Raw genomic sequence first — 13,086 nt, forward strand, 5'->3', positions numbered from 1 at the left:
TTTAGTACCAAAACCGATAGACACACCATTCTGTTGTTAAATAAGCATTGTGGCACCAGCAAAAGTAAAGTTTGCCGATTTTTCTGATCAAAAAATCAGCTTCTCCCACATCTTTTGAACTAAAGCATTGACCAGTCGCTAGGTATGTTGCTATTAAATCACTATTAGGTATCCCTAAGAATAGCTCATTTATCGTTACTAAACTTAGCCATTAATGAATACAGCTATGTTAATTTATCATCAAGAAAAGCCTAAACATTCTTCTTGTTTTTTTATATAATGCTTTCTCACTCAATTGTTAGCAGTTTCATATATGAGGGTTCTCTCTTATGCAACAGCACCGTCCAATTCGCCGCGCTTTACTTAGTGTGTCAGACAAAACCAACATTATCGATTTTGCCAAGGCGCTAATCCAACGTAATATTGACATTTTATCGACCGGTGGTACCGCCAAATTATTGCTGGCACATCATATTCCAGTCATTGAGGTTGCTGATTATACAGGTTTTCCAGAAATGATGGGGGGGCGAATTAAAACCTTGCACCCTAAAATTCATGGCGGTATTCTGGGGCGACGTGATATTGATGATAATATCATGCAGCAATATGCTATTACACCTATCGATTTGGTGGTGGTTAATCTCTATCCATTTGCCCAGACCGTGGCGCAACCAGATTGTACGTTAGCGCAAGCTATTGAAAATATCGATATTGGGGGTCCAACCATGGTTCGTTCCGCCGCTAAAAATCATCAGGATGTCACTGTTGTTGTTGATCCTCAAGATTATCAGAATGTGATAGATCAATTAGATATGCATCAGCAATCAGTAACGCTAGCCTTTCGTCGCCATTTAGCCTGTAAAGCATTTGAACATACCGCACACTATGATGGGATGATTGCCAATTACCTTGGTCAGCGAGTCGCACCTTACTTTACTGAGAATGCTCAACCTTCTGGTCAATTTCCAAGAACGCTAAATCAGCAGTGGATAAAGAAACAAGATATGCGCTATGGTGAAAACAGTCATCAACAAGCTGCTTTTTATATTGAGCAACCATTAATTACAGCAAGTATTGCTAGCGCTGTACAATGGCAAGGTAAAGCGCTTTCCTATAACAATATCGCTGATACCGATGCCGCTTTAGAGTGTGTAAAACAATTTACTGAGCCAACCTGTGTGATTGTAAAACATGCCAATCCTTGTGGCGTCGCCACCGCTGATTCGATGTTAAACGCCTATCTACGTGCTTATCAAACTGATCCAACCTCAGCATTTGGCGGCATTATCGCGTTTAATGGTGAACTTGATGCTGAGACAGCAAAAACTATTATCGATCGCCAATTTGTTGAAGTGGTCATTGCGCCAACTATCACTGATGAAGCGTTAACTATTTTTGCTAATAAAAAGAATGTTCGAGTCTTAACTTGCGGTGAATGGCGACAACATACTCGAGGTATTGACATTAAACGTGTTAATGGTGGTCTGTTAGTTCAAGAACCTGATACAAAAATGTTGACCTTAGCCGATATTGAAATTGTTTCACAACGACAACCAACCTCGCAAGAACTAGCCGATGCCTTATTCTGCTGGAAAGTAGCTAAATTTGTTAAATCAAATGCCATCGTCTATGCCAGAGACCAGATGACAATCGGTATCGGTGCAGGGCAAATGAGCCGCGTCTATTCAGCAAAAATTGCGGGTATAAAAGCACAGGATGAAAACCTTAATATTGCTGGCAGTGTGATGGCTTCTGATGCTTTCTTTCCGTTTCGAGATGGTATTGATGCCGCCGCCAACGTTGGTATTACTTGCGTAATTCAGCCAGGGGGATCGATTCGTGATGATGAAGTTATCGCGGCAGCCAATCAACATAATATGGCAATGATATTTACTCATATACGACATTTTCGTCATTGACTTAATTTATTGTGGTCTATCCATCATTGATCTATTAATCAAGAGGAGCGTAGGATGCAAGTATTAATTATTGGTAATGGCGGGCGTGAGCATGCATTAGGTTGGAAAGTCGCTAGCTCGCCATTGGTGTCTAAGGTCTATATTGCACCGGGCAATGCCGGAACGGCTAGTGAACCTAAACTTGAAAATATTCCCATTGCGGCGACCGATTTAGAACAGCTTGTCTCTTTTGCTAAACAACAACAGATCGCATTAACCATTGTCGGACCAGAAGCTCCCCTCGTATTAGGTATTGTTGATCGTTTCCGAGACGCTGGCTTACCGATTTTTGGCCCAACCCAAGCTGCTGCCCAGTTGGAAGGGTCTAAAGCATTTACTAAAGATTTTCTCTCTCGTCACCATATTCCAACGGCCGAATATCACTGTTTCACTGAAGTTGAACCGGCATTAGCTTATATACGTCAACATGGTACCCCAATAGTGATTAAAGCGGATGGTTTAGCCGCAGGTAAAGGGGTGATCGTGGCAATGAATAGTGAGCAAGCCACCTGTGCTGTCAAAGATATGTTAGCCGGTAACGCGTTTGGACAAGCCGGCCATCGAATTGTTATCGAACAATTTCTAAGTGGCGAAGAGGCAAGTTTTATTGTTATGGTTGATGGTAAGCATGTGTTACCGATGGCAACCAGTCAAGATCATAAACGCGTTGGTGATGGGGATAGTGGCCCAAATACAGGCGGTATGGGGGCTTATTCCCCTGCGCCTGTGGTAACTGATGCCGTATTTGAAAAAATTATGCGGCAAATTATTTATCCAACCGTGGATGGTATGGCACAAGAAGGACGAACTTATACGGGTTTTCTCTATGCTGGATTAATGATTGATCCGCAAGGGAACCCTAAAGTGATTGAATTTAATTGCCGCTTCGGTGATCCTGAAACACAACCAATTATGATGCGTTTACAATCAGACTTAGTACAACACTGTTTAGCGGCTATAGATGGCAAACTTAATACACAAACTGCGCAATGGGATCCTCGCCCCGCATTAGCGGTAGTCATGGCCGCTGAAGGTTATCCTAATACTTATCGTACTGGCGATGCCATCAATGGTCTACCAGCGGCGGCAACCAAAGATCATTGCAAAATATTTTTAGCGGGTGCTCGGTCACAGGCGAATCATATCGTGACCGATGGTGGTCGTGTATTGTGTGTGGCGGCATTAGGTGAAACCTTACTCGCAGCAAAGCAAGACGCTTACCATCAAGTTAAGCAGATCAATTGGCAAGGTGCTTTTTATCGGCATGATATTGGTGATCGAGCCATTTATCGCAAAAATTAATTATTTTTAATAAATTTAAATAGTGATAACGAATTAGTTAAAGTAGTTTATTATTATGGTGAATAGATTAGGTTCAAATACGTTATTCGATTTCATCATAATAATGATTTAGCCGCAGCGACTTACCATAGCTAAACGTGTCACACCCTACATGATGTAATTTAAACTGTTTTAGCCTCAATAGTAAATGCTGTAATAAAATCAACAGATAAAATGGATTAAATTTATTAGTGTTGTGACTGATGATATCTGCTTTAGATGAATAAATTTTATTATCACGCTAACTAATTAAGATCAGATCAACTTATCAGTAGCTATCTCTGCATGTATGAAGGTAAAGGTGCAATGGCTACTCGTCTTAAGAGACAAAAATTAAGCGCTCAACATTGCACCTCTGCTTCGTTATATCGTCAACATGTTACTACTACATATCGATAGTATTTTTCGGTAACAAGATAATCATTAATAATGAAATCATATAAAGTGTAGCCAAAAATGCCATAGCAACAAACATTGAATAGTAATCAAGGAAGTAGCCGATAGCAAAAGGGGATAACCCACCAATAGCCCGTCCAGTATTAAAAATCACGTTATTGGCCGTACTGCGTATGACAATAGGATAGTGATTACTGATTAAAGCCCCATAACCTGCGCTCATACCATTAACAAAAAAGCCAACCACCATGCCCCCCAATAATAAAGCCACTTCATTAGACACATACACATATAAAAATACCGCAATGCTGGCCGCAATCAAAAAGCAGGGAAATGCATATTTTTCGCCTAATTTATCCATGATCTGTCCAAATACCAACATACCAACACACATACCAAAAATAGTACTAATCATCCATAAAGATGACGTGGTGACTGTTAAACCAAGTTGATTTTGTAAAATGGTTGGCAACCAAATCATTAAACCAAAATAGCCCGCAACCTGAACCGAGGCCATTACCATTAAAATCAGCGTGGTAAATGTGGTAGTTGGTGTAGAAAATAAGCGTTTAATCGAAACGAATTCAATGCTTGATTTTTTTCGGGCATTTAACCAAACTGGGGTTTCTTGCAACTGTTTACGTGCAAAATAGATCCAAAATATAGGCGCAATACCAATCACAAATAAAGCACGCCAACCTAACCATGGAATAATATACGCTGCCAGCAACGCTGCCGCTACCGACCCCGCTTGCCCACCAATTGAAACCATGGAGGAAGCACGTCCACGCTCTTTTGGCGCATAAACATCTGCCACCATTGCCATACCAATACCAAACTCACCGCCACCACCAACACCCGCAAGAAAACGTAAAATATAAACCCAATAAACGTTTGTTGCACAAGCGGTAAGGGCAGTTGCTATAGCAAATAAGAAAATAGTATAAGTGAATACTCTAACTCGACCATACTTATCTGCCATTAACCCAAAAATCAATCCACCGACTAACATGCCAATATTGGTGACGGTAGCAATAAGACCTGCTTCAGAAGAAGTGATATCAAAGGCGGTTTTGATAGCGGAAAGGGCAAATGAGAAGAACATAATATCCATGCCTTCAAGCCCTAATCCCATCATGGCACTATGCAATACTCGTCGCTGATAGGTGGCGGATACTGCTGTGTTTTCTTGCTGTTGACAATTCATATCATTTCCTTAACCAATAGTTGAGATAATTGACTTAATCACTGATTGAGCCGTTTGTTGATGTAATCGTTGATAATCTAAATGAGGTAGCCAAATATCGTGACCACGTGCTACATGCGCCACTAAACAGTTAGCGGCAGGAATGCCATATAATGCCGCAAGAATAAAAATCACCGCACTTTCCATTTCGGCATTTAAAATTTTTCTTTTTCGCCAATAAGCAAGGACGTTATTCGCTTCTTCTTGACCAAATAAATTAAGGTCACGACCTTGGGATAAGTAAAAACCTTCAGCCGTTAAACCGATGCCTGTATGCACACATTGCCCTTGCTGCACTAAATATTGATAGATTTGATTAAATAAATGCGGACAAGCCGTCGCTGGATAGCTGTCAGGAACATAACTGTTTAATATTCCAGGCGATCTTGCCATCGCCTGATTCATAATAATATCGCCCGCTTCAATATGATTTTGCCAGACCCCACAACCGCCAATCCTGACTAAGCGTTTAGCCCCGCAAGCAATAAGCTCTATCACAGCAATTTCTGTTGATCCAACCCCAATACCCGTTGATACGATAGAAACACGAGTACCATTAAATAAGCCACTGGATCCTATAAATTCACGATTATTAATTATTTGTTCCGGTGTACTTAATAATTCAGCGAACAAACTTACTCGAGCAGGATCACCAACTAATATGGTTAGTTCGCCCAACAGTTCGGCCGTACAATTGTTTAAATGATGCGTATAATCAGTAGTCATAGTGATAAACATCTAAATGTTGTATTAAATATCGTTTAAAAGCCATTAAAAAAACCTAATAAAATATTCTTAGGTTATGACGTTTTACTACTTACTTTATTAAAATCAATTTTAGGTACTATACACATAAAAAAACTGATGCTGCAAACAACATCAGTTTTTATCGAATTAGTTTAGGTATTTAGCATGATTAATCATTAGTGAATATATCTGCTTGTTGTCGTAACTTTTCTAAAATTTTACCATGAATACCATTAAAACCACCATTGCTCATAATTAAAATCGCGTCTTTAGGTGTTGCTGATTTAACGATCATGTCAACCAAGAGATCAACATCACCCGACCAGTAAGCGGGTTGAATACAGTTTTCGACAACTTCTGAAACCAGCCAAGGCAGTTGTTCCGGCTGAAAAATATAGACTTCATCAGCACGACCTAATGACGGAGCTAACTCATCTTTACTCACGCCTAGTCTCATTGTATTAGAACGGGGCTCTAGCACGGCTAAAATACGTCGATTAGCGCCGATTTTACCACGTAACGCTTCTAATGTTGCAAAAATAGCTGTTGGGTGATGGGCAAAATCATCATAAATTTCAATTCCATTCACTTCACCATATAATTCAAGCCGACGTTTAGCATTAATAAAGGTTGCTAAAGCAGCGCAGGCGTCTTTAGGCTGAATCCCTACATTACGCGCCGCGGCAATGGCCATTAACGCATTATGCATATTGTGTTCACCCACTAAGTGATAGTTGACTTCTCCCAGACACTGACCATTAAAATAGATTTCAAAATGGCTAGCATCTTGGTTTAAACGCTTAGTTTGCCATTGTTCCGCTGATTCAGTATATTCCAATTCACTCCAGCAGCCTTTGGCCAATACCTGTTTTAAACTCGCGTCTTCTTGTGGAACAAGAATTTTACCTTTACCTGGTACTAAGCGGATCAAATGTTGGAACTGTTTTTGAATTGCACCAAGATCATCAAAGATATCAGCATGGTCATATTCCAGATTATTAAGAATTAAGGTCTTTGGGCAATAGTGCATAAACTTAGATCGTTTATCAAAAAAGGCACTATCATACTCATCGGCTTCAATTACAAAGAAATTACTCTGACCCAGTCTCGCCGAAACCTCAAAATTACCCGGAACACCACCGATAATAAACCCTTGCTGATAACCACATTGTTCTAAAATCCAGTTAACCATTCCCGCTGTTGTCGTTTTACCATGGGTACCCGCCACCGCGATAACCCAACGGTTCTTTAACACGTTATCATGTAACCATTGTGGGGCCGATATATAAGGTAAATTGTGATTTAAAATATATTCCACACAAGGATTACCGCGCGACATCGCATTACCAATAATAATTAAATCTGGTTGTGATTGTAGTTGAGCTGGATCATAACCATGAATGATATCAATATGTTCGCGTGCTAATAAGGTGCTCATCGGCGGATAAATATTTTGATCCGAACCGGTGACCTTGTGTCCTAATGAACGAGCAATTAAGGCTATTCCGCCCATAAAGGTGCCACAAATACCTAAAATATGAATATGCATATCCTTATTCCTATTACCTATTGTGATAAATCATGACATTAACCACAAATGCCGAATGAGTAGTTGTGGTTTTTTTTCACCACGAAACTCATTATTTTCTAAATGATAAGCTAATTTAACTCGTTTTATCGATGGATTAGGCCAAGTTAAACGATCAACATTAAAAGCAATACCTTCAATTAATGGGCCGCCCGCCACGGGCTCTACCACCACTTTTAAATGTTTATCAGCAACAATACGCTGTTGATGTAAATAAAATTCACCATCAAATAGCGGCTCAGGAAAACCTTGTCCCCATGGCCCCCCATCTTGTATCAATTGCGCAATATCACAGTTAAACCAATCACCTTGCAATTCACCATCCGACAGAATAACATGATCTAATAGGTTTTCATCTAACATTTCATTGGTAAGCTGTTCAAAGCAGTGACGAAATTCATTTAATTTTGTTTCGGCGATAGTTAATCCTGCCGCCATAGCATGTCCACCAAAACAGTCAATTAAACCAGGATTAGCCGTATCAATGCGTTCAAGGGCATCTTTTAAATGAAAACCATGAATAGAACGACCCGATCCTTTTAACATACCATTTCCAGCGGGTGCAAACGAGATCACTGGTCGATAGTATCGATCTTTAATGCGTGAAGATAAAATCCCAATCACACCTTGGTGCCAATCCGGTTGGTAAATCACGATCCCATTTGGGATATGTTGTAGGGTTTGCTCAATTTGATTAAGCCATGCCACTGCTTCTACTTGCATGGATTGTTCTACTTCACGCCGATCCTTATTCAGAGAATCGAGTTCGCTCGCCATTCGTTTAGCCAAGGATTGATTGTCACATAATAATAATTCAATACCCAGTGACATGGTTTCCATTCGTCCCGCTGCATTTAAACGCGGTGCTAACACATACCCGAGATCCATTGCCGATAATTTATGGTGATCTTTTTTGGCTATATCAAGTAAGGCCTTAATACCCACGCATGCATGACCATGGCGAATACGCAAAATACCTTGGTGTACCAATATTCGGTTGTTTTGATCTAAGATCACAACATCAGCAACCGTCCCTAGGGCGACCAAATCGAGTAATGAAGCCATGTTGATTTCGGGTATATTATGTTGTGCAAACCAATTTATTTTTCTTAAATGCGCTCGCAGTGCCAACATAAAATAAAATGCGACCCCCACGCCCGCTAAATGTTTGGACGTAAATGGGCAATCGGCTTGATTTGGATTAATAATCGCATCGGCTTGCGGTAAAGTCGAAGGGGGTAAATGATGATCAGTGATAATCACTTGCATTCCCAACCGATGTGCTAGCTCAACCCCAGCAAAGGATGAGATACCATTATCTACCGTGATAATAAGTTTCGCCTGTTGCTCTGCGGCTCGTTTCACTACATTTTCACTTAAGCCATAACCGTCAATAAAGCGATCGGGAACAATATAACTTACCTGAGTAATATTAAAATGACGTAATACTTTAACCATTAACGCCGTACTTGTCGCGCCATCGGTATCGAAATCACCAACAATTAAAATATGTTGTTTAGCTTCAAGTGCTTGATATAAAATGGCGACGGCTTTATCAATACCTTTAAGCTGTGCATAAGTTAATAATCCTTGTGTATCACGATTGAGCGCCTGATTAGAATTAATACCACGTAAGATATAGAGGTGTTGTAAGAGGGGATGAAGATCCTCATTAAACTGTGGCGTTATATCGGCGACAACGCGCCTTTTTAGCATTTTATTCATTCATTAATTGATTGTTTTTTACTGACTAATAGTTGTTAGTTAAGTGAATTGGGGCAACAGCCTGATTCGCTTAACTAACAAGGAATAAAACTATTCTAAGTTATCAAGAACTTTCTTTAAATCCTCTGGCGGTAAATAACCACGAACAATTTCACCACTTGGTAAGACAATGGCTGGCGTACCAGAAATGCCTATCTGATGCCCTACTTGTAAATCTTTTGCAACATAAGGGACCATACCCACAACAGATGGAATGGTTTTACCCTGATAAGCATTATCTAACAATTGTTTACGATCGGCACTACTCCAGATCGATTGCATTTGACGTCCGGCATCTGAATCAAGACCTTCGCGTGGAAAAGCGAGATAACGAATAGTAATACCTAATTTATTGTATTCAGCCATCTGTTCATGTAATTTTTTACAATAACCACAACTAATGTCTGTGAAAACAGTCACAACATGCTGTTGATTCTCCGCCTTATAAACAATCGCATCCTTCACAATGGTATTAACTAACGATGCGACGGTCTGGTTTGCGATATCTACAGGCGTTCCCGATTGCATATCATAAATAGGACCTTGAGTAATATATCGTCCATCATCAGAAATATAAAAAATACCCTGTTTGGTCAATGCCATTTGCAGGTCCTTAACAGGCGTTGTAGATAATTGAGTCCCTTCTGTTTCCACTTTAATATGTTTTAAAGTGGCTAAGATCTCTTTTTCTCCAGCAACACTTGCCCCTGCAAATAAGGTACTAGCTATAGCTAATGAGGTTACTATTCTTTTCATTCAATTTTATCCTGTCGTATCGTTTAAAATAATGGTGTATTTAAAATGGTGCGACCGCAATCATTTTCTATATTATCCACCCAGCTATTACTTATTATCACTTAAGGAAATAAACGGCTACGATTAATCTCGTTTCAGCTCAATAACAGCATCAATGACTAATCCAGTTAAAGGCCATCATGATAGTGATAATACATCGATTTTAACGTTGTTAGTATGGCACAATATTGTATTTGATGCCAGAAAGTCCGCCATGATATCCCATTGATCATTACAGTGACCGACCATACCTATCTGTTAACGGATTACTCACCGCAAAATTTATCGCAAATGAAGTAACGTAACACGTTTTACTTAACAAAATCTTAATCCATAAGGAATTGCATCGTAAAAATTGGCTTAATCAGTTAAAATAATGACTTATTCATTGATCATTATTAATGGGATGATCACAATATCTTATATCTTAAAATAGATATCAGTATCACACCATAATCACTGCGTTGATGAAACTGATATTAACTTACTTATCCACAATAAATAGGTTAACTTAAATGGAAATTAACTGCCACGATAACGTAATTGATTTAACTTATCCACAAGTGATGGGAATACTCAATGTGACCCCAGATTCTTTTTCTGATGGTGGCCGCTATCAGCAACTTGATGCCGCACTTCGCCATGCTGATACAATGATACAAGCCGGCGCAACCTTTATTGATATTGGAGGAGAATCTACGCGCCCAGGGGCAGCAGAGGTATCAGAGCAAGAAGAATTATCACGGGTTATTCCCGTGGTCGAGAAAATCGCACAATATTTTGAAGTCTGGATTTCTGTTGACACCTCAAAACCACAGGTCATGATAGAATCGGCAAAAGCGGGGGCTCATTTAATTAATGATATACGCGCACTTACTGAACCAGGCGCACTGCAAGCTGCGGCGCAAACGGGTTTACCGGTCTGTTTAATGCATATGCAAGGCAATCCCCAAACCATGCAACATGCACCTAGTTATCAAGATGATGTGGTTAATGAGGTCGATCATTTCTTTACTGAACATATCGCTCGTTGTGTTAATGCCGGTATTGATCGACAAAAGATATTATTGGATCCGGGATTTGGTTTTGGTAAAACGCTACAACATAACTACCGCTTATTAGCCAACCTACCCCATTTCCACCATTTCGGTCTACCATTATTAGTTGGGATGTCGCGTAAATCAATGATTGGGCAACTGCTTAATGTCGCTCCAGAATCCCGCACTATTGGAAGTGTATCATGTGCGGTTATTGCGGCAATGGCAGGGGCGAAAATTATTCGGGTGCACGATGTAAAACAGACTTTTGATGCACTACGAATTGTACAAGCTACTTTAGCAGAAAAGTAAACACCCTATAACGATGGCAATGACTTATCCTCAAACAACACCCCATATAAAGCAAGAGGTAAAAAATTATGCATTAATAGCGATGGGTAAAATAAATGGTATAAGCTCCCCTCATTATTATTTATGCCAACAGATAAATAAAAAACTTACCAAAGAGATGATAACGGTGAGATTATCAATTAAAGGAATATTAAAATGACCATTAACACTGTTTTTTATACATTATTCTTTGTGCTGGAGGATATACAGGCTATCAACTAGATAAATATTTCGGAAGATTTGTAATTGCTGACTTTAAGCGCAATAAAAAGTTAAACAGGATGCGCTATTTCGCTATTGCTTACTCTTGGGCTTTTCTTACTCTAAGTATATGGTTATGTTGTGATTTACCTAATCATAAAGATTGGCTTTTAGGTATTTTGCCGCTCTTTTTTTCAATGTATTATACACTATTTACCACGACTCATTTAGAAGAACCCAAACAATACCACCAACCTAAAAAGTGCAAACTTAAGTATAAAAGAACCCAGTTATAAACATACTCGAAAATTTATGGGAAAAATAAAGGGGATCCTCCCCACTTTTTTACGGCTTATCTTTTCTAAGTGGTTAACATAATGTCCTTTAATAAAATCCCTTTATCAACTATCTAAACCGCCTAATCGGCGGTTGACAAATTAACAGCTATGAAATTAAAAAAAATGCTTTTCTAAGCCACCTACGCGGCGGTTAACGCTCAGACGCTAAAAATGCGATACGACTAGCTTTTCTAAGCCGCCTACGCGGCGGTTAACTATAATCGTTTCCTTCAATAGTCGCAGTAAGTTTTCTAAGCCGCCTACGCGGCGGTTAACTCCAAGTTTGTGGAAAATCAGCACGAACAAGTTTTCTAAGCCGCCTACGCGGCGGTTAACAGTTCATCAGATTTATACTGCGAGATTTCGATTTTCTAAGCCGCCTACGCGGCGGTTAACTTAGATTAAGAAGAGCATTTCAAACCCGTTATTTTCTAAGCCGCCTACGCGGCGGTTAACTAGAAAAATTAGAATTTCATGAGAGCGATTTATTTCTAAGCCGCCTACGCGGCGGTTAACTCTACAATCAGCCATTAACTGCAACAATTGAATTTCTAAGCCGCCTACGCGGCGGTTAACCTATTCGTATTAAAATGCTTGAATCACAAGCATTTCTAAGCCGCCTACGCGGCGGTTAACGTTTTTTAGTTTTTTATAAAGATAAAAAATATTTTCTAAGCCGCCTACGCGGCGGTTAACTAATTTTAGGCTCTTTGAATCTGGGCACAAATTTTCTAAGCCGCCTACGCGGCGGTTAACTAAATAATAGAAAATTAACTTCTTATTTTAAAATAAGAAATCATCCTTTTTATTAAAACTACCCTTTTTTTATGTATGATTTTTTATATAACAAAATCAATAGGTTATATATATCAAAAATAAAAGGGTTATAATAAGATGAAACAAATACCCATAACCACAATCACAATTTCAGCCTAATTAATAAGGATAATAATGTGATTAATACATTTTTTCCTTCAATCAGCAATAATTAACGATCAACAAATTATTCAACTAGATAGGTAATCATGCTATTTTGCTACGAATATAGTAATATAACATTCATATACTTATCGTCATAAAGTAACAAAATAATTAGTAAAGTAGAAAATTTAAAAGGAGAATTTGATGTCCAAACAACGCTATTTTGGTACAGATGGTATCCGTGGGCAAGTAGGAAATTATCCAATCACGCCAGATTTTGTCCTTAAACTAGGTTGGGCAGCGGGACGCGTTTTGGCAAAAGAAGGCATTGGGAAAGTTCTTATTGGGAAAGATACTCGAATCTCTGGTTATATGCTTGAATCCGCATTAGAAGCCGGTTTGG

Annotated in this window: 8 protein-coding genes, 1 pseudogene and 1 CRISPR repeat array; of the genes and pseudogenes, 4 read left to right on the forward strand and 5 right to left on the reverse strand. The window is 39.3% G+C overall.

Translation table 11 applies throughout. The annotated features are described in order from the left end of the window. Positions 1-329: 329 nt before the first annotated feature. Positions 330-1,919, forward strand: coding sequence for a bifunctional phosphoribosylaminoimidazolecarboxamide formyltransferase/IMP cyclohydrolase (purH, locus tag O970_RS00490; RefSeq protein WP_024495237.1), 1,590 nt, complete (start codon positions 330-332; stop codon positions 1,917-1,919). A 54-nt stretch (positions 1,920-1,973) separates the two neighbouring features. Next, the gene (gene purD / locus O970_RS00495; RefSeq protein ID WP_024495238.1) at positions 1,974-3,260 is read left to right on the forward strand and encodes a phosphoribosylamine--glycine ligase; all 1,287 of its coding nucleotides are present in this window, start codon (positions 1,974-1,976) and stop codon (positions 3,258-3,260) included. Between the two features lie 424 nt (positions 3,261-3,684). Here the strand turns inward: purD and O970_RS00500 are convergent, their stop codons facing one another. The 5 genes from O970_RS00500 to dsbC all read right to left on the reverse strand — a co-directional run bounded on the left by O970_RS00500 (position 3,685) and on the right by dsbC (position 9,796). Continuing rightward, positions 3,685-4,902 carry an MFS transporter gene (locus O970_RS00500; RefSeq protein ID WP_024495239.1) on the reverse strand — a complete coding sequence of 406 codons (1,218 nt, stop codon included), beginning with the start codon at positions 4,900-4,902 and terminating at the stop codon, positions 3,685-3,687. Between the two features lie 9 nt (positions 4,903-4,911). Beyond that, positions 4,912-5,667: a nucleoside phosphorylase gene (locus O970_RS00505; RefSeq protein ID WP_024495240.1), complete on the reverse strand. Its 756-nt coding sequence runs from the start codon at positions 5,665-5,667 to the stop codon at positions 4,912-4,914. 190 nt (positions 5,668-5,857) lie between these two features. Beyond that, a complete protein-coding gene (gene mpl, locus O970_RS00510) occupies positions 5,858-7,237 on the reverse strand; it encodes a UDP-N-acetylmuramate:L-alanyl-gamma-D-glutamyl-meso-diaminopimelate ligase (protein WP_024495241.1) in 1,380 nt (459 codons plus the stop codon). A gap of 30 nt (positions 7,238-7,267) precedes the next feature. Continuing rightward, positions 7,268-9,001, reverse strand: a complete 1,734-nt coding sequence (gene recJ, locus O970_RS00515; RefSeq protein WP_024495242.1) for a single-stranded-DNA-specific exonuclease RecJ — start codon at positions 8,999-9,001, stop codon at positions 7,268-7,270. 90 nt (positions 9,002-9,091) lie between these two features. Next, entirely contained in the window at positions 9,092-9,796 is a 705-nt protein-coding gene (dsbC, locus tag O970_RS00520; RefSeq protein ID WP_024495243.1) for a bifunctional protein-disulfide isomerase/oxidoreductase DsbC, read from the reverse strand. Positions 9,797-10,350: 554 nt separating this feature from the next. Here dsbC and folP point away from each other — a divergent pair. Further along, positions 10,351-11,184 carry a dihydropteroate synthase gene (gene folP / locus O970_RS00525; protein WP_024495244.1) on the forward strand — a complete coding sequence of 278 codons (834 nt, stop codon included), beginning with the start codon at positions 10,351-10,353 and terminating at the stop codon, positions 11,182-11,184. A gap of 705 nt (positions 11,185-11,889) precedes the next feature. Continuing rightward, positions 11,890-12,518: a CRISPR direct-repeat array (repeat unit 29 nt; unit sequence TTTTCTAAGCCGCCTACGCGGCGGTTAAC). A gap of 366 nt (positions 12,519-12,884) precedes the next feature. Further along, positions 12,885-13,086, forward strand: a pseudogene (glmM, locus tag O970_RS00530) (phosphoglucosamine mutase); the annotation flags it as partial.

Origin of the sequence: Candidatus Schmidhempelia bombi str. Bimp (genome assembly GCF_000471645.3) — a bacterium.
GTDB classification, from domain to species: domain Bacteria; phylum Pseudomonadota; class Gammaproteobacteria; order Enterobacterales; family Orbaceae; genus Utexia; species Utexia bombi.

Excerpts from the sequence above, each read along its gene's own strand:
- purH (WP_024495237.1), top strand. The coding sequence starts at position 330 with ATGCAACAGCACCGTCCAATTCGCCGCGCTTTACTTAGTGTGTCAGAC.
- purD (WP_024495238.1), top strand. The coding sequence starts at position 1,974 with ATGCAAGTATTAATTATTGGTAATGGCGGGCGTGAGCATGCATTAGGT.
- O970_RS00500 (WP_024495239.1), bottom strand. The coding sequence starts at position 4,902 with ATGAATTGTCAACAGCAAGAAAACACAGCAGTATCCGCCACCTATCAG.
- O970_RS00505 (WP_024495240.1), bottom strand. The coding sequence starts at position 5,667 with ATGACTACTGATTATACGCATCATTTAAACAATTGTACGGCCGAACTG.
- mpl (WP_024495241.1), bottom strand. The coding sequence starts at position 7,237 with ATGCATATTCATATTTTAGGTATTTGTGGCACCTTTATGGGCGGAATA.
- recJ (WP_024495242.1), bottom strand. The coding sequence starts at position 9,001 with ATGAATAAAATGCTAAAAAGGCGCGTTGTCGCCGATATAACGCCACAG.
- dsbC (WP_024495243.1), bottom strand. The coding sequence starts at position 9,796 with ATGAAAAGAATAGTAACCTCATTAGCTATAGCTAGTACCTTATTTGCA.
- folP (WP_024495244.1), top strand. The coding sequence starts at position 10,351 with ATGGAAATTAACTGCCACGATAACGTAATTGATTTAACTTATCCACAA.